This is a genomic window from Ferranicluibacter rubi, assembly GCF_011603255.1.
Taxonomy (GTDB): Bacteria; Pseudomonadota; Alphaproteobacteria; order Rhizobiales; family Rhizobiaceae; genus Ferranicluibacter; species Ferranicluibacter rubi.
In genome coordinates, this window is record NZ_JAANCM010000008.1 from 198,015 (window position 1) to 213,641 (window position 15,627).

Genomic DNA, 15,627 nt, shown 5'->3' on the forward strand with positions numbered 1-15,627 from the left:
CGATAAATTTATCAAAAGGTCAAAAATTTACCGTCCGGTAAAAACCTGCTGAACATCTCAGCGGCGTGCCAAAACTTTCATCCGCGAACGCATACTTCGTGGGCAATCCGGTAGATCTTGGGGAGGGGGAGTGCTCTTGCGGCGGGTGCGATTCGACAAGGGGTGCCGGGAGATGGCGACCTATCGCACCTGGCCGCGCGTCATGTCTGACGCAATCAGCTTCGCTGCGGCGCTTTATATCTGCTGCGTCATCTCAATCTGAAATGGATTGTCATTGCAGGAATGATGCGGGTGTTTCCACGCATGTTAATCCGTCGTTCACGAAGCTCGGAACGCGAACAGCCGTGCCGCTGCGCGTTGGCGCAGCCGGCACGAGCGGGAGCGGTTCAGCCCTTCTTGCCAGCAGCTGCGGCCTTGACCTGCGAACCGAGCGCGGGAGCGGGGGTTGCGGCTGCCTTTTCCTTCTTGGGCTTGCGGGTTTCCTTGTTACCGCGAACTTGACCTTTGGCCATGATGTCCTCCGAGTGTGTTTGTGGGCTCGACTGGTCTACCAGACGAAGCCCATGAGCGTGCAGTAGGTGATGAAGACCAGCGATATAATGGGCGTCGCCTTTACGAGGAAGAGCGCCGTCTGGGAAGCGAAAGTCGGAACAAATGCGGTGGATTTGGAAGACATGATGTCCTCCTTTGCTTGGGGCCAGGGCTTCATCACCCCGAACGGCAGCGCCCGCATCATCTGCTGCCGATGGCAACACTTTGCGCCCATATCGCAGACTTGGCAATGGGTTGCGCACCTGTGCCGGCTTGCCAAACAGGCTTTGGCTGCACGGTCTGGCGCCGTGCTAGTATTTCTTCTTCCGAAAGATCTTGTTGCCTTTCGGACCGCTCGAAACCGGCGTCTTCTCCCGGTTTTCGGCCAGCAACCCGCGCCAGCGCTCAAGGCGCGCGGCGTCAAGCGTGCCGCCCGCAATCGCCGCCTGGACGGCGCATCCCGGTTCGTGCTGGTGGGTGCAGTCGCGGAAGCGACAAAGGGGAGCGAGTTCGATGATTTCGGCAAACAGGGTGTCGATGCCATCGGTGACATCGCTCACATAGAGCGTCCGGATGCCCGGCGTGTCGATGACCCAGCCGCCGCCGGCGATGGAATGGAGCGAGCGGGCGGTGGTCGTGTGGCGACCCTTTGCATCATGCTGACGGATTTCGCCGGTCTTCTGCTGCGCTTCTGCGCCAGACCCGGCAAGTGTGTTCACCAACGTCGATTTGCCGACTCCCGAGGACCCCACAAGCGCCACCGTTTCGCCCGGGCCGCACCAGGGTGCGATTTTCGAAAGAGCATCGGGCGAGCGGGCATTGAGAACCACGACGGGCAAGTCGCGCTGGAGCGCGCGCGCCTGCGTTTCATAGGTCTCTGCGTCCTCGACGGTATCGGCCTTCGTCAGCACGATGACCGGTCGCGTTCCCGCCTGGTTCGCCATGATGAGGTAGCGTTCGAGCCGTGCCGGATTGAAGTCCGCATTGCAGGATGTGACGATGAAAAGCGTATCGACATTGGCGGCCGCCAGCTGCTGCCCGTGGCTGCCTTCGGTTCGCCTCTGGAGGACCGTCTTGCGGTCGAGACGCCGCACGAAGTCACGGGTGAACGGCGATGCCAGCACCCAGTCGCCGACGGCGAAATCGGCGGTATTCGTATTGGGCGCCAGAACCACGTCCGCAGCGCCGTCCACATCGATCACGTCGATGCGCGAGCGGTGAACGGAGGAAACGCGGAGAATGTGCAGATCGCTCTCATCAGGCGCGAGCTGTTCGGCGAACACGTCCGACCAGCCGAGCTGCCGGAGGCGGCCCGTCTCTGCTGAATCCGTCAAAGCCGTGTCCGAAGATGCGTGAGCGAGATCATGTCCGGGCCTTCGGTGCTGGTTTTCGTCTTCGATATCGGATGGACGCGCGGTGTCAGCCGCATGTCCTACCTATATGAACGAACGACGCCCGTCGGCAAGGCCGGAACGGTCTGCGAAGAGCTTTAAGGCGACGATACCGCAAATGACGCCAGAAACGTCATGTCTGCAGACGCACGCGAACCATCGATGCCGAGAAGACGCCGATGGGATCGCAAATGCCGAGCGTTGCCGAACGGCTGATTATTTGTTCTGGAGCAGCCAGATCTTGCCCGCCATCGTGATTTCGTGCGGCGTTTCCAGCGGTGCGCTGTCAGCCTCGACGGTGCGCAGCAGGCCCATGCCACGCAGTTCGTCGAGGGTCGTGGTGGTCACGAACTTGATCTTCTGCGGGCGTTCCTTGAAGCGGTCGGTCTTCGCATAGGTGATGGTGGCGTTTTCGTGCGTCCACTTCTTGGCCTCCTGCGGGAAGAGATTGCCGTCCTTGGCAAGCTTCAATCCGCGGATCTGCGTCGGCGTCAGTGTGAGAGCGGTCATTTCGGGTCCTTCAAGTGGGATAAGCGCCCTCCCACATTCATATGGGCCACGATCTCACGATCTCACGGGCACGGCAGGCTGCAAGCGGTTGCCCGCCAAAGAGAATGCTACGGCAGGCGGGCCTTGCGAAACGCCGTCCGATCTGTCGCTTGTCAGCGCCGATCATTGGACTTCGGCGGTCGAGGTTGCTGCAGACATCCTTCAATCGATGTCGATTTCAGGAAAAAATGATGCAGCAGCTAGAGAGCACTACAGTGCGCTGTCGCTAGATCGTCGGTCGGGCGCTGTATGAGGCTCCAACAACCGCGAGCGATCAGGGGAGAAGAGGCGCGTCGGCACGGCGTATGAAAGCTGGCAACTGCGGGATGGCGGCGCAGTGCACCGCCATCGTCCGATTGCCAGAAGACGTCAGCCCTGACGGGCTTTGCGTGCCGCATAGCGACGGTCGCGTTCGGCCTTGCGCGCTGCCTCGTCGGCCACGACGCGGGCGACACGATCGTTGACTTCCGCCTGGCGGGCTTCGGCTTCGGCGCGTTCACTGGCTTCGGCAGCAGCGGCGGCTTCGGCGGCCTCGGCCATCTGACGTTCGTTCTCGGCCCTCTTCAGGCCTTCGCGTTCTGCGCGGCGCTCTTCACGGGCCTTGGCGGTCGCTTCGCGAGCCGCAAGCTGGGCCTGCATTTCAGGATCGGTCGGCTTGGGGGCTGCAGCAAATTTTGCGAGGAGCTGCTTCTTGGCTTCGATTGCCGTCTTGCGGCGTTCGTTGAAGCCATTGTCGTTCGGGTGTCTCAACGTGTCTTCCTTGTTCTACTTTCTCGATGGCAGCGAAGCTGCCGCGTCTTTCTGCACTGGCTGGATCCGCGACAGCCCACCAGGGGTGGGTCGGCGAGTTTGCAGGCCCGTTCGGATCTGCCGCCGCATTATGCCTCAAATCCGCGCCGCGCGAAAGAACGTGCGCCGCCGGCAAAACCTGCAAACTCTGCCGATCGTGATTGTCAGCCGACGCAAAAAGGCCAGGCATCCGCCTGACCTTTCACCATCTCATGCTTCCCATGCCGGTACATCCGCGGTCAAGGGGAGCGAAAGACTTAAGCCGCCTGGAGCGAACCGGCAGACATCTTGCCCGACTTGCGGTCCTTCTCGAGCTCGAAGCCGAGCTTCTGGCCTTCGACGATTTCACGCATTCCGGCGCGTTCGACGGCCGAGATGTGAACGAAAACGTCGGCCGAGCCGTCGTCCGGCTGAATGAAGCCGAAGCCCTTGGTAGCGTTAAACCATTTTACGGTGCCTGTGGTCATGACAAACCCTTTCAGTGCAATATTCGTTGCCCGCCATACGACGCATGGCGAGATTTTTGTCGACTTTTGAGAGGGGATTTTATCACGTGGCGCAGAGCGCAGCAAAAAAACGATCGGCAAACAAAGTATCGATGAGCATGTTGTACGGCACGGAATGTGGTTTGTCAAACGCTTGCGGCCTGCTACCTGCGCCAAGGTAGCGGATAATGGGGGATAATGCGTCGAAATACTGTCGTAAATCTGGAGAATGCACCGTCGAAAGCCCCCTTGGAGACCTCTCTCCGTCCGCATTGGATGTCCGGCATGGCTTGCCTGAAAATTCGCTTGTGGACGCTGCGAAAACCACGCGGATTCCGTCACGTGCGATCGTAATTGCTGATAGAGTCGGATTTTCCACTCGACATGAGGATACGATCGATGGCGATCACCCCCCGCCGGCCTATGAGCGCCAAGGATGCAGCCGAAGCGCTGTTCAAACCCGTCAAGAAACCCGTTGCTCCTGCGGTAGAGCGTCAGGCCGTTCCCAAGACCCGCGAGATGGTGACGCTGAAGATTGACAGCGATGTGCTGGCGCATTTTCAGTCCGGCGGTCCCGGCTGGCAGGAGCGGGTCAACGCGACGCTGCGTGCCGCGATGAACGATAAGGGATAAGACGCGCTGCAGCCCATGACAGGCTGTGGGCTTGCGAGGCGATAAGCGGGTGATCGGGAGGAGAAGCCGGTCGAGAGGAGAAGACACGTGAAGAACGGCGTATCGATTCTTGGGATTTTCGTGGCCGATACGGCCTATCTTGCGGCGCGCATGCCGGTGGTCGGCGAGACGATTCGTGGCAGCGGATTTGCGGTCGGGCCGGGCGGCAAGGGTTCCAACCAGGCGGTCGCCGCGGCCCGCGCCGGTGCTACCGTCTCCTTCATATCGAAGATCGGTCGGGACACGTTCGGCGATCTCGCGCAGAAAACCTACGCGGATGCCGGCGTCACGCCGGTTTTGACCGTCATGGATACGGAGCCGACAGGCGCGGCGTTCATCTATGTCAACGAGAACAATGGTGACAACGCCATCATCGTCTATCCCGGCGCAGCCGGTACGATCGGCGTGGAGGATGTCGAGGCGGCCCGCGTAACCATCGAGCAGTCCGCCATCTTCGTTACCCAGCTGGAGCAGCCGGTGGCGGCCGCGCAGCGAGCGCTTGAAATCGCACGAAATGCCGGCGTCGTCACCGTGTTCAATCCCGCCCCGGCCGAGATCTTCCCGGATGTACTCTACGGTTTGAGCGACTACATCATTCCCAACGAAACCGAGGCGGCGGCCCTCGTCGGCTTCGGTATCGAAACGCTCGATGATGCGCGCCGGGCCGGGGACGCACTATTGAAGCGCGGCGCCGGCGCGGCCGTCATCACGCTGGGCGGTCGTGGCGTCCTTCTGCACACATCGGGGCAGTCCGATCATCTGCCGGTTTTCAGTGTCGGGCCGGTGATCGACACGACGGGGGCGGGCGATGCTTTCGTCGGCGGCTTCTCCGCGGCCCTTTCCGCCGGGCGGGATCCGTTGGAGGCCGTCCGATTCGGCTGCGCGACGGCCGGCATCTCCGTGACACGGCGCGGAACGGCGCCTGCCATGCCCTCGGTGGCGGAGATCGAGGCCGTTCTCGCAACAACGCACTAAGGTCGATTGTGCTCCTTTCGTTTTCTGCCTAGATTGAAGAAAACGAAAGGGAGGTCGTCGTGCTGCTATCATCGCGTCAGAGCGAGATCATATCGATCGCGCGCGAACAAGGCCGTGTGCTGGTCGAGGACCTCGCGCTCCGTTTCTCTGTTTCCCCGCAGACGATCCGCAAGGACCTGAACGACCTTTGCGATGCGCGTGCGCTCAACCGCATTCATGGCGGAGCCGTCATTCCGCGCGGCAACGAGAATGTCGAATATGAAGAGCGCCGCTCCATGGCCGCCCTGGAAAAGCAGGCGATCGGCCGTGCCGCCGCTGCGCTCATTCCGGACAATGCCTCTCTCTTCATCAATATCGGCACCACAACGGAAACGGTGGGCGACGCGCTTGTCGATCATAAGTCGCTGATGGTGATCACCAACAATATTAATGTTGCCAATCGCTTACGGGTCTATCCGCAGATCGAAGTCGTCATTGCCGGCGGCGTCGTGCGCGGGTCCGATGGCGGCATCGTGGGGGAGGCGGCGGTCGATTTCATCCGCCAGTTCAAGGTCGATTTCGCCATCATCGGTGTCTCCGCCATCGATGAGGACGGGGCCTTGCTCGACTATGATTTTCGCGAGGTCAAGGTCGCTCAGGCCATTATCGCCAATGCGCGCCACGTCATTCTCGTCTCTGATTCGTCGAAGTTCGATCGCACGGCGCCGGTTCGTATCGGCCACATCTCCCAGGTCGATTCGTTCATCACCGATCGCTGTCCGTCCGAGAGCATTCGCGCCATCTGCCGCGAGCATAATGTGGAGCTGATGGAGACCGCTTGATCCTTTTTCGGTTATCAAGCGATATTTTATATACGCTTTCATTTGACATTCGTTTTCATTTCGCTTTAGATGTCCATGTTTCGCAGATGCGCATTTATGCTGCATTGCGAAAGGGGTGGGGAACATGACTGGGCAGGAACCTTTCGATATCTTCGTCATAGGTGGCGGGATCAACGGCTGCGGCATCGCACGCGATGCCATCGGCCGCGGATACTCGGTCGGCCTTGCCGAGATGAACGATTTTGCATCGGGCACATCATCCGGCGCGACCAAGCTCATTCATGGCGGCCTGCGCTACCTCGAACATTACGAGTTCCGGCTGGTTCGGGAATCGCTGATGGAGCGCGAAGTGCTCTGGGCCATGGCGCCGCACATCATCTGGCCGATGCGCTTCGTCCTGCCGTTTCACAAGGGCGGCATTCGTCCTGCATGGCTCATTCGCCTCGGCCTCTTCCTCTATGACCATATTGGCGGCCGCAAGCTTCTGCCGGCAACGAAGACGCTCGACATGCGGCGCGACCCCGCCGGCAAGCCGCTGAAGCCGCTCTTCACCAAGGCCTTCGAATATTCGGATGGCTGGGTGGACGATGCGCGCCTCGTGGTGCTGAACGCCCGCGACGCTGCCAATCGCGGCGCGGAGATCCTTTCGCGTAGCCGCGTTGTTTCTGCCCGGCGCGAGGGCAAGCTGTGGGCAGTCGATATTCAGGAAGGCAAGGGCGGCCCGGTCCGGCGCGTCACGGCGCGGATGCTGGTCAATGCGGCGGGTCCCTGGGTGGACCGCGTGCTCTCCAACGCGGTCGGCAAGAACGAGGTCCACAATGTCCGGCTCGTGCAGGGCAGCCACATCGTCATCCGCCAGAAGTTCAACGATCCCAGGGCCTATTTCTTCCAGAACCCGGATGGCCGCATCATCTTCGCCATTCCCTACGAGCGCGATTTTACGTTGATCGGCACGACGGATCAGGATTTTACCGGCGACCCCAAGGACATTCGCATCACGGATGCGGAAACGGATTATCTCTGCAAGGCGGCCAGCGAATATTTCGCTGAACCCGTGCGCCGCGAGGACATCGTCTGGAGCTATTCGGGTGTCCGGCCGCTGTTCGACGACGGTGCATCTAAGGCGCAGGAAGCGACCCGCGACTACGTGCTGAAGGTCGAGGCGGATGATGGCGCGGCGCCGCTGCTCAACGTCTTCGGCGGCAAGCTCACGACCTATCGCCGTCTTGCGGAGCATGCGCTGGAAAAGATCGGCGAAGCGATCGGCGACAAGGGCGTGCCTTGGACGGCCAAGAGCACATTGCCGGGCGGCGACTTTGCGCCGACGGGCTACGAGGCCGAGGTGGCGGCACTGAAAAACCGCTACGGGTTTCTCAGCGATCGCCACGCACGGCGGCTGGTCCGGCTCTACGGAACGCTCGCCGGGAAGATCGTCGGCGATGCGCAGACGATCGAGGCGCTCGGGCGGCATTACGGGGCAGATCTCTACGAAGCCGAGGTTCGATATCTGATCGAACAGGAGTGGGCGCGCACGGCGGAGGATATCCTCTGGCGCCGCACGAAGCTCGGACTGAACCTTTCGGGAACCGAGGCGAGCGCGCTCGCGGATGACATGCAGAATTTGACGGCGCGCTGCGTCGCCTGAGGCTGCTCCAAGGAGGGAGCGCCGCGGGCTGGGAGGAAAGACATGCTGGAACTGACGAACATCACAAAGGTCGTAGGAGCGGATACGCACATCCATCCGACGAACCTCGTCCTGCAGCGCGGTTCGCTGAACGTGCTGCTCGGACCGACCTTGTCGGGCAAGACCTCGCTGATGCGGCTGATGGCCGGCCTCGACAAGCCGACCTCCGGCACGATCCGTTTCGACGGCAAGGACGTGACCGGCGTTCGCGTGCAGGATCGCTCGGTCGCCATGGTCTACCAGCAGTTCATCAACTATCCCGCCATGACGGTCTATGAGAACATCGCCTCGCCGATGCGGATCGCCGGCAAGGATGCCGCCACCATCGACCGCGAGGTGAAGCAAGCGGCCGAGTTGATGAAGCTGACGCCTTATCTCGCACGTACGCCGCTCAATCTCTCGGGCGGCCAGCAGCAGCGCACGGCGCTGGCGCGTGCGATCGTCAAGAATGCAAGCCTCGTGCTGCTCGACGAGCCGCTCGCCAACCTCGACTACAAGCTGCGCGAGGAACTGCGCGAGGAACTGCCGAAGATCTTCGCGGCCTCCGGCGCGATCTTCGTCTATGCGACCACCGAGCCGGGCGAGGCCCTGCTGCTCGGCGGCCATACCGCGACCATGCATCACGGCAGCATCAGCCAGTTCGGCCCGACCATCGACGTCTACCGCCGGCCAGTCGATCTGGTCACAGCCAAAACCTTTGCCGATCCGCCGCTCAACACACTGGCTGTGGTGAAGTCCGGTGGCAGCTTCCTGCAGGATGGTGCGCCGCTTCTGCCGGTTCCCGCCCATCTCGCCGATATCGCCGACGGTCCCTGCACCATCGGATTTCACCCCTACCATCTGTCGCTCGACGGCACCTCGGATGCGGCAGCCGTGCTTCCGGCGCGGATCATCATCAGCGAGATCGCCGGTTCGGAGAGCTTCGTACATGTGGAGAGCGCCGGCGCACGTTGGGTCATGCTGGAGCCCGGCATCCGCAATATCGAGCCGGACACGCGCGTGAACCTGGCGCTCGATACCCGCCATCTCATGGCCTTTTCCACCGACGGACGCGCCATCACCGGCCGTCTCGACAGAGCGGCGTGAGGAGACAGACATGGCCCGCATCAGCCTCGACCATATCCGCCACGCCTACGGCCCGAACCCGAAATCGCCGTCCGATTACTCGCTGAAGGAAGTCCATCACGATTGGGACGATGGCGGCGCCTATGCGCTGCTCGGGCCCTCCGGCTGCGGCAAGACCACCCTGCTCAACATCATCTCCGGCCTGGTTACGCCGTCTGAAGGCCGCATCCTGTTCGACGGGCGGGACGTCACCAATCTGCCGACGCAGGACCGTAACATTGCGCAGGTGTTCCAGTTTCCGGTGATCTACGACACGATGACCGTCTACGACAACATCGCCTTCCCCTTGCGCAATCGCCGCGTTCCGGAAGCCGAGGTCGATCGTCGCGTCAAGGAAATCCTTGAGATAATCGATCTGTCCTCGTGGGCCAAGAAGACCGCGCGCGGTCTGACGGCCGACCAGAAGCAGAAGATCTCGCTCGGCCGCGGCCTCGTGCGCAACGATGTCAGCGCCATCCTGTTCGACGAGCCGCTGACCGTCATCGATCCGCACATGAAGTGGGTGCTGCGCTCGCAGCTGAAGCGGCTGCACAAGCAGTTCGGTTTCACCATGGTCTATGTCACGCACGACCAGACCGAAGCGCTGACCTTCGCCGACAAGGTGGTGGTGATGTATGACGGCGAGATCGTGCAGATCGGCACGCCTGCCGAGCTGTTCGAAAAGCCGAAGCACACCTTTGTCGGCTATTTCATCGGCTCGCCGGGCATGAACGTCATCCCCGCCCGCATCGACGGGACGACCGCCGATCTCGGTGGCGGACAAGTGGCACTCGGCTTCAAGCCCGAGATCGCCAGCGGCGCCAAGGTCGAGCTCGGCATCCGTCCGGAGTTCGTGCGGCTCGGCCGCGAGGGCATGCCGGTGACGATCTCCAAGGTCGAGGATATCGGTCGCCACAAGATCGTGCGTGCGCTGTTCGCCGACCGGCCGATGGCGATCGTGCTTGGCGAAAATGGCGAGATCCCGTCCGAGCCGCGCATCACCTTCGATCCCGCAGCCGTCAACATCTATGCCGACAGCTGGCGGGTCTCCGATCCGTCCACCGCCAATGTGAGGGCTTGAGCCATGGAAAAGACTTGGAATAACAAGGCCTGGTTCATGGTGTTGCCGGTGCTGGTGCTGGTCGCCTTCTCCGCTGTCATCCCCTTGATGACCGTCGTCAATTATTCCGTGCAGGATACGTTCGGAAACAACGAGTTCTTCTGGGCCGGCACCGACTGGTTCATCCAGGTACTGCATTCGTCGCGCTTCTGGGATGCGCTGCAGCGCAATCTGCTGTTCTCGGTCATCATTCTCTCGATCGAGATTCCGCTCGGCATCCTGATCGCGCTGAACATGCCGAAGAAAGGTTTCGGTGTGCCGGTCTGCCTCATCCTGATGTCGCTGCCGCTGCTCATTCCGTGGAACGTCGTCGGCACGATCTGGCAGGTCTTCGGACGCGTCGATATCGGCCTGCTGGGCTATACGCTCGCAGCGCTCGGCATTCCCTACAACTACGTCAACAACGTCTTCGATGCCTGGATCACGCTGATCGTCATGGACGTCTGGCACTGGACGAGCCTCGTCGTGCTGCTCTGCTATGCCGGTCTCGTCTCCATTCCAGACGCTTACTATCAGGCTGCGAAGATCGACGGCGCATCGCGCTGGTCCGTGTTCCGCTACATCCAGTTGCCGAAAATGAAGCGCGTGCTGCTGATCGCCTTTCTGCTGCGCTTCATGGACAGCTTCATGATCTATACGGAGCCTTTCGTCATCACCGGCGGCGGCCCCGGCAACTCCACGACCTTCCTGTCGATCGACCTCGTCAAGACCGCCATTGGCCAGTTCGACCTCGGTCCGGCCGCCGCCCTTTCGCTCATCTACTTCCTCATCATCCTGCTGCTCTCATGGATCTTCTACACCGTGATGACCACCAGCGACGCTCAGAACTGATCCGGGGAGGGAGGAGAAACCATGACCACAACAATGACCAATCCGGCCATCAACACGCCGACATCGACGACGGTCAGTCGCGCATCGGCCCCATCGACAGGTATTAGCCTGTCCTGGCTGGTGCCCACGCTTTACATCGTCTTCCTGCTCCTGCCGATCTACTGGCTCGTCAATATGAGCTTCAAGACGAACATGGAGATCACCAGCACCTTCTCGCTCTATCCGCATGAACCGACATTGCGGAACTATGCGGTAATTTTCACAGATCCGTCCTGGTACAAGGGCTACATCAACTCGATCATCTATGTGGTGATGAACACGGTGATCTCGGTGCTGGCGGCGCTTCCCGCAGCCTACGCCTTCTCGCGCTACCGGTTTCTCGGCGACAAGCACCTGTTCTTCTGGTTGCTTACCAACCGCATGGCCCCGCCTGCCGTCTTCGCGTTGCCGTTCTTCCAGCTCTATTCGGCCTTTGGCCTGATCGACACGCACATCGCCGTGGCGCTTGCACACTGCCTGTTCAACGTGCCGCTGGCCGTCTGGATCCTCGAAGGCTTCATGTCCGGCGTGCCGAAGGAGATCGACGAGACCGCCTATATCGACGGCTATTCCTTCCCGCGCTTCTTCGTGAAGATCTACATTCCCCTGATCGCATCCGGCATCGGCGTCGCCGCCTTCTTCTGCTTCATGTTCTCCTGGGTCGAGCTTCTGATCGCCCGGACGCTGACCACGACGGATGCGAAGCCGATTGCCGCGATCATGACGCGCACCGTCTCGGCATCGGGCATGGACTGGGGTGTGCTGGCTGCGGCCGGCGTGCTCACCATCATCCCCGGCGCCATCGTCATCTATTTCGTCCGCAACTACATCGCCAAGGGCTTTGCCCTCGGCCGCGTGTAAGGAGACCGACATGAACTTCTCCTGGATGGCGTGGACGCTGCCGACGGTCCTGTTCTTCGTGACGATCCTGACGCTGCTGGTCGGCATGGGGATCTGGGAATTCCTTTCGCCCGGCGGCAATCCGCGCGTCGGCATCCTGCGCTTCGAGACGACACGGGGAGACCGCCTCTTCGTGTCGCTGCTCGGCAGCGCCTTCATTCACCTTGCATGGCTGGGGCTTGTCGGTCCCAACGTGTGGTGGGCTCTTGCCCTGTCCGTTGTCTACGCCATCGGCGTCTTCAAGCTGGTCTGAGGCATCTGAACGACACGGGTTTTGCTGGGGGAGGGTCCTGGCGCCCGTGACAGCAATCGCAGAAACCTTAAGAGGAGGACTACTCATGCGACGGCATCTTCTAACATCGACGGCAGCCATGCTGCTCGCCTTTACCGGGTCGGCATTTGCCGGCATGGACGAGGCAAAGACATTCCTGGACAAGGAAATCGGCGACCTTTCGACGCTGACCCGCGCCGACCAGGAAAAGGAAATGCAGTGGTATATCGATGCGGCAAAGCCTTTTGCCGGCATGGAGATCAAGGTCGTTTCCGAGACGCTCACCACGCACGAATATGAGTCCAAGGTTCTGGCCAAAGCCTTTACCGACATCACCGGCATCAAGGTCACGCACGACCTCATCGGCGAAGGCGATGTCGTTGAGAAGCTGCAGACGCAGATGCAGTCCGGCGAGAACATCTATGACGCCTATGTCAACGACTCGGACCTCATCGGCACACATTGGCGCTATCAGCAGGTGCGCAACCTGACCGACTGGATGGCCGGCGAAGGCAAGGACGTGACGTCCCCGACGCTCGACATCAAGGACTTCATCGGCACGTCCTTCACCACCGCGCCGGACAAGAAGCTCTACCAGCTTCCGACCCAGCAGTTCGCCAACCTCTACTGGTTCCGGTACGACTGGTTCAACGACGAGAAGAACAAGGCCGACTTCAAGGCGAAGTACGGCTACGACCTCGGCGTTCCCGTCAACTGGTCTGCCTACGAGGATATCGCCGAGTTCTTCACCGGCCGCGAGATCGACGGCAAGAAGGTCTATGGTCACATGGACTACGGCAAGAAGGACCCGTCGCTCGGCTGGCGCTTCACCGATGCCTGGCTGTCGATGGCCGGCAACGGCGACAAGGGCCTGCCCAACGGTCTGCCCGTCGATGAATGGGGCATCAAGGTCAACGAGAAGTCCCAGCCGGTCGGCTCCTGCGTTGCACGCGGCGGCGACACCAACGGCCCGGCTGCCGTCTACTCGATCGCCAAGTACCTCGATTGGTTGAAGGCCTATGCTCCGCCGGAAGCGCAGGGCATGACCTTCGGCGAAGCTGGCCCGGTTCCCGCACAGGGCAACGTCGCCCAGCAGATCTTCTGGTACACGGCCTTCACCGCCGATGCCGTCAAGAAGGGCCTGCCGGTTGTCAACGAGGACGGCACCCCGAAATGGCGCATGGCACCGTCGCCGCATGGCGTCTACTGGAAGGACGGCATGAAGCTCGGCTATCAGGACGTCGGTTCCTGGACGCTGATGAAGTCCACGCCTGAAAAGAACGCGCAGGCCGCCTGGCTCTATGCACAGTTCGTGACCTCGAAGACCGTGGACGTGAAGAAGAGCCATGTCGGCCTGACCTTCATCCGCGAATCGACCATCCAGGACAAGAGCTTCACCAAGCGTGCGCCCGAACTCGGCGGTCTCGTCGAATTCTACCGTTCGCCGGCTCGCGTGCAATGGTCGCCGACCGGTACCAACGTTCCCGACTACCCGAAGCTGGCACAGCTTTGGTGGCAGGCGATCGGCGATGCCGCCGCCGGCAGCAAGACGCCACAGGAAGCGATGGACTCGCTCTGCGCCGAGCAGGAAAAGGTTCTCCAGCGCCTGCAGCGTGCCGGCGTCCAGGGCGATATCGGTCCGAACCTCGCTGAGGAACACGATATCGAATACTGGAGCAAGGATGCAGCCGAAAAGGGCAACATCGCGCCGCAGCTGAAGATCGAGAACGAGAAAGAAAAGCCTCTGACGGTCAACTACGACGAACTCGTCAAGAGCTGGCAGAAGTAAGCCTGACCCGCTAGACAACGGCCGGGGCGCGACACGTGCCCCGGCCTTTTATTGACGCCGCATGCCCCCGACGTGACAGTGCCGGGACCGCGAGCGGAATGACGAGGCATCGCGTGCGCCGGGGTGGCGTGGGCTGGGTCGATGGGAGACGAGGACGAATGAGCGGTTACATTCTGGCGATCGATCAGGGAACGACATCCACCCGAACGATGATCTTCGACGCGAACATGGCCATTGCCGGCGTTGCGGGCCAGGAATTCCAGCAATTCTTCCCCGATTCCGGCTGGGTCGAGCATGATGCCGAGGAGATCTGGGAGAGTGTGCTCTCCACCAGCCGCAAGGCGATCGAGAAGGCCGGCATCGCGGCCACCGATATCGCGGCGATCGGCATCACCAACCAGCGTGAGACGATCGTCGTTTGGGATCGTGAGACAGGCGAGCCCGTTCACCGTGCCATCGTCTGGCAGGACCGGCGCACGGCGCGGTTTTGCGACGAGCTGAAGGCGCGCGGGCTGGAGCCGTTGTTCACCGAGAAGACCGGCCTCCTGATCGATCCCTACTTTTCCGGCACGAAGCTCGCCTGGCTGCTCGACACGGTGGACGGCCTGCGCGCGCGCGCCGAGAAGGGCGAGGTCTGCTTCGGGACCATCGACAGCTGGCTCATCTACAAGCTGACCGGCGGGCGCGTACATGTGACCGACGCAACCAACGCCTCGCGCACGCTGCTCTACGATATTTCCGAGAACCGTTTCGACGACGAGCTTCTCGACATCCTGTCCGTTCCCCGCGCGATGCTGCCGGAGGTGAAGGATTGCGCGGCCGATTTCGGCGTGACCGATCCCGCCATCTTCGGTGCGGAAATCCCGATCCTCGGCGTGGCCGGCGATCAGCAGGCTGCCGTCATCGGCAATGCCTGCTTTGCGCCCGGCATGCTGAAATCGACCTATGGAACGGGCTGCTTTGCGCTTCTCAACACGGGCGAGGACCGCGTCGTCTCCTCCAACCGCCTGCTGACCACGATCGCCTACCGTCTCGACGGCAAGACGACCTATGCGCTGGAAGGCTCGATCTTCATCGCCGGCGCCGCCGTGCAATGGCTGCGCGACGAAATGGGCTTCATCTCCAAGTCGTCCGAAGCCGAGGAACTGGCAAAGACGGCGGACCCGAACCAGCATGTTTACCTCGTACCGGCCTTCACCGGCCTCGGCGCGCCGCACTGGGACCCCGATGCGCGCGGCGCCGTCTTCGGTCTGACGCGAGCCACCGGCCCTGCCGAATTCGCGCGTGCGGCGTTGGAAAGCGTGGCCTACCAGACGCACGACCTTCTGGAAGCGATGAAGAAGGACTGGGGCGACAAGCGCGAGCGGACGGTCTTGCGGGTCGATGGCGGCATGGTCGCCTCCGACTGGACGATGCAGCGCCTCGCCGACATCCTCGCAGCACCCGTCGATCGTCCCGTTGTCTTGGAAACCACCGTTCTCGGTGCGGCATGGCTCGCCGGCTCGCGCGCCGGCCTCTGGCCCGATCAGGCCGGTTTTGCCGAAGCCTGGCAATGCGACCGCCGGTTCGAGCCGGAAGAGAGCGATGGTGCGCGCCAGGCCGGCATCGACGGCTGGAAGGACTGCGTTGCCCGCTGCTTGACGAATCGCCCCGCTGCGTGACGCTCGCTTTCCTTG

18 protein-coding genes are annotated in these 15,627 nt (G+C 61.6%); 12 read left to right on the top strand and 6 right to left on the bottom strand.

Going from position 1 to position 15,627, the window contains the following annotated elements:
* Positions 1–386 precede the first annotated feature (386 nt).
* The 3 genes from G8E10_RS26025 to rsgA form a co-directional block, all read right to left on the bottom strand.
* Entirely contained in the window at positions 387–512 is a 126-nt protein-coding gene (locus G8E10_RS26025) for a hypothetical protein (RefSeq protein WP_280949519.1), read from the bottom strand.
* A gap of 35 nt (positions 513–547) precedes the next feature.
* Positions 548–676, bottom strand: a complete 129-nt coding sequence (locus G8E10_RS26030) for a hypothetical protein (protein WP_280953120.1) — start codon at positions 674–676, stop codon at positions 548–550.
* A gap of 166 nt (positions 677–842) precedes the next feature.
* Positions 843–1,865: a ribosome small subunit-dependent GTPase A gene (rsgA, locus tag G8E10_RS16515; RefSeq protein ID WP_110801314.1), complete on the bottom strand. Its 1,023-nt coding sequence runs from the start codon at positions 1,863–1,865 to the stop codon at positions 843–845.
* 30 nt (positions 1,866–1,895) lie between these two features.
* On the opposite strand from rsgA, the gene G8E10_RS26035 reads away from it, so the two are divergent.
* Positions 1,896–2,024: a hypothetical protein gene (locus G8E10_RS26035; RefSeq protein WP_280953119.1), complete on the top strand. Its 129-nt coding sequence runs from the start codon at positions 1,896–1,898 to the stop codon at positions 2,022–2,024.
* A 114-nt stretch (positions 2,025–2,138) separates the two neighbouring features.
* Here G8E10_RS26035 and G8E10_RS16520 read toward each other — a convergent pair whose 3' ends face one another.
* The 3 genes from G8E10_RS16520 to G8E10_RS16530 form a co-directional block, all read right to left on the bottom strand.
* Positions 2,139–2,432 (bottom strand): hypothetical protein, encoded by a 294-nt coding sequence (locus tag G8E10_RS16520; protein WP_110801313.1) that lies wholly within the window; start codon positions 2,430–2,432, stop codon positions 2,139–2,141.
* A 408-nt stretch (positions 2,433–2,840) separates the two neighbouring features.
* The gene (locus G8E10_RS16525; RefSeq protein WP_167129996.1) at positions 2,841–3,221 is read right to left on the bottom strand and encodes a DUF6481 family protein; all 381 of its coding nucleotides are present in this window, start codon (positions 3,219–3,221) and stop codon (positions 2,841–2,843) included.
* A gap of 296 nt (positions 3,222–3,517) precedes the next feature.
* A complete protein-coding gene (locus tag G8E10_RS16530) occupies positions 3,518–3,727 on the bottom strand; it encodes a cold-shock protein (RefSeq protein WP_062478651.1) in 210 nt (69 codons plus the stop codon).
* A 417-nt stretch (positions 3,728–4,144) separates the two neighbouring features.
* Here G8E10_RS16530 and G8E10_RS16535 point away from each other — a divergent pair, with 417 nt between their 5' ends.
* The 11 genes from G8E10_RS16535 to glpK all read left to right on the top strand — a co-directional run bounded on the left by G8E10_RS16535 (position 4,145) and on the right by glpK (position 15,612).
* A complete protein-coding gene (locus G8E10_RS16535) occupies positions 4,145–4,378 on the top strand; it encodes a BrnA antitoxin family protein (RefSeq protein WP_110801311.1) in 234 nt (77 codons plus the stop codon).
* A gap of 87 nt (positions 4,379–4,465) precedes the next feature.
* A complete protein-coding gene (locus tag G8E10_RS16540; RefSeq protein ID WP_110801310.1) occupies positions 4,466–5,392 on the top strand; it encodes a ribokinase in 927 nt (308 codons plus the stop codon).
* 59 nt (positions 5,393–5,451) lie between these two features.
* Complete coding sequence (locus tag G8E10_RS16545; RefSeq protein WP_110728798.1) at positions 5,452–6,213, top strand: DeoR/GlpR family DNA-binding transcription regulator; 762 nt, start codon at positions 5,452–5,454, stop codon at positions 6,211–6,213.
* 124 nt (positions 6,214–6,337) lie between these two features.
* Entirely contained in the window at positions 6,338–7,858 is a 1,521-nt protein-coding gene (locus tag G8E10_RS16550) for a glycerol-3-phosphate dehydrogenase (RefSeq protein WP_110801309.1), read from the top strand.
* Between the two features lie 42 nt (positions 7,859–7,900).
* On the top strand, positions 7,901–8,983 hold the full coding sequence (locus tag G8E10_RS16555) for an ABC transporter ATP-binding protein (RefSeq protein ID WP_110801308.1): 1,083 nt from the start codon (positions 7,901–7,903) through the stop codon (positions 8,981–8,983).
* A 10-nt stretch (positions 8,984–8,993) separates the two neighbouring features.
* The gene (locus tag G8E10_RS16560; RefSeq protein WP_110801307.1) at positions 8,994–10,082 is read left to right on the top strand and encodes an ABC transporter ATP-binding protein; all 1,089 of its coding nucleotides are present in this window, start codon (positions 8,994–8,996) and stop codon (positions 10,080–10,082) included.
* A 3-nt stretch (positions 10,083–10,085) separates the two neighbouring features.
* Positions 10,086–10,952, top strand: coding sequence for a carbohydrate ABC transporter permease (locus G8E10_RS16565; RefSeq protein ID WP_110728802.1), 867 nt, complete (start codon positions 10,086–10,088; stop codon positions 10,950–10,952).
* 21 nt (positions 10,953–10,973) lie between these two features.
* Complete coding sequence (locus tag G8E10_RS16570; RefSeq protein WP_245420112.1) at positions 10,974–11,852, top strand: carbohydrate ABC transporter permease; 879 nt, start codon at positions 10,974–10,976, stop codon at positions 11,850–11,852.
* 10 nt (positions 11,853–11,862) lie between these two features.
* Complete coding sequence (locus tag G8E10_RS16575) at positions 11,863–12,144, top strand: DUF2160 domain-containing protein (RefSeq protein WP_110728803.1); 282 nt, start codon at positions 11,863–11,865, stop codon at positions 12,142–12,144.
* Positions 12,145–12,229: 85 nt separating this feature from the next.
* Positions 12,230–13,951 (top strand): ABC transporter substrate-binding protein, encoded by a 1,722-nt coding sequence (locus tag G8E10_RS16580; protein ID WP_110801306.1) that lies wholly within the window; start codon positions 12,230–12,232, stop codon positions 13,949–13,951.
* 158 nt (positions 13,952–14,109) lie between these two features.
* A complete protein-coding gene (glpK, locus tag G8E10_RS16585; protein ID WP_110801305.1) occupies positions 14,110–15,612 on the top strand; it encodes a glycerol kinase GlpK in 1,503 nt (500 codons plus the stop codon).
* Positions 15,613–15,627: the final 15 nt, after the last annotated feature.

Coding starts and splice junctions, on each gene's coding strand:
- G8E10_RS26025 (WP_280949519.1), bottom strand. CDS start 512: ATGGCCAAAGGTCAAGTTCGCGGTAACAAGGAAACCCGCAAGCCCAAG.
- G8E10_RS16550 (WP_110801309.1), top strand. CDS start 6,338: ATGACTGGGCAGGAACCTTTCGATATCTTCGTCATAGGTGGCGGGATC.
- G8E10_RS16580 (WP_110801306.1), top strand. CDS start 12,230: ATGCGACGGCATCTTCTAACATCGACGGCAGCCATGCTGCTCGCCTTT.
- G8E10_RS26035 (WP_280953119.1), top strand. CDS start 1,896: ATGTCCGGGCCTTCGGTGCTGGTTTTCGTCTTCGATATCGGATGGACG.
- G8E10_RS16520 (WP_110801313.1), bottom strand. CDS start 2,432: ATGACCGCTCTCACACTGACGCCGACGCAGATCCGCGGATTGAAGCTT.
- G8E10_RS16555 (WP_110801308.1), top strand. CDS start 7,901: ATGCTGGAACTGACGAACATCACAAAGGTCGTAGGAGCGGATACGCAC.
- G8E10_RS16570 (WP_245420112.1), top strand. CDS start 10,974: ATGACCACAACAATGACCAATCCGGCCATCAACACGCCGACATCGACG.
- glpK (WP_110801305.1), top strand. CDS start 14,110: ATGAGCGGTTACATTCTGGCGATCGATCAGGGAACGACATCCACCCGA.
- G8E10_RS16565 (WP_110728802.1), top strand. CDS start 10,086: ATGGAAAAGACTTGGAATAACAAGGCCTGGTTCATGGTGTTGCCGGTG.
- G8E10_RS26030 (WP_280953120.1), bottom strand. CDS start 676: ATGTCTTCCAAATCCACCGCATTTGTTCCGACTTTCGCTTCCCAGACG.
- G8E10_RS16560 (WP_110801307.1), top strand. CDS start 8,994: ATGGCCCGCATCAGCCTCGACCATATCCGCCACGCCTACGGCCCGAAC.
- G8E10_RS16575 (WP_110728803.1), top strand. CDS start 11,863: ATGAACTTCTCCTGGATGGCGTGGACGCTGCCGACGGTCCTGTTCTTC.
- G8E10_RS16530 (WP_062478651.1), bottom strand. CDS start 3,727: ATGACCACAGGCACCGTAAAATGGTTTAACGCTACCAAGGGCTTCGGC.
- G8E10_RS16535 (WP_110801311.1), top strand. CDS start 4,145: ATGGCGATCACCCCCCGCCGGCCTATGAGCGCCAAGGATGCAGCCGAA.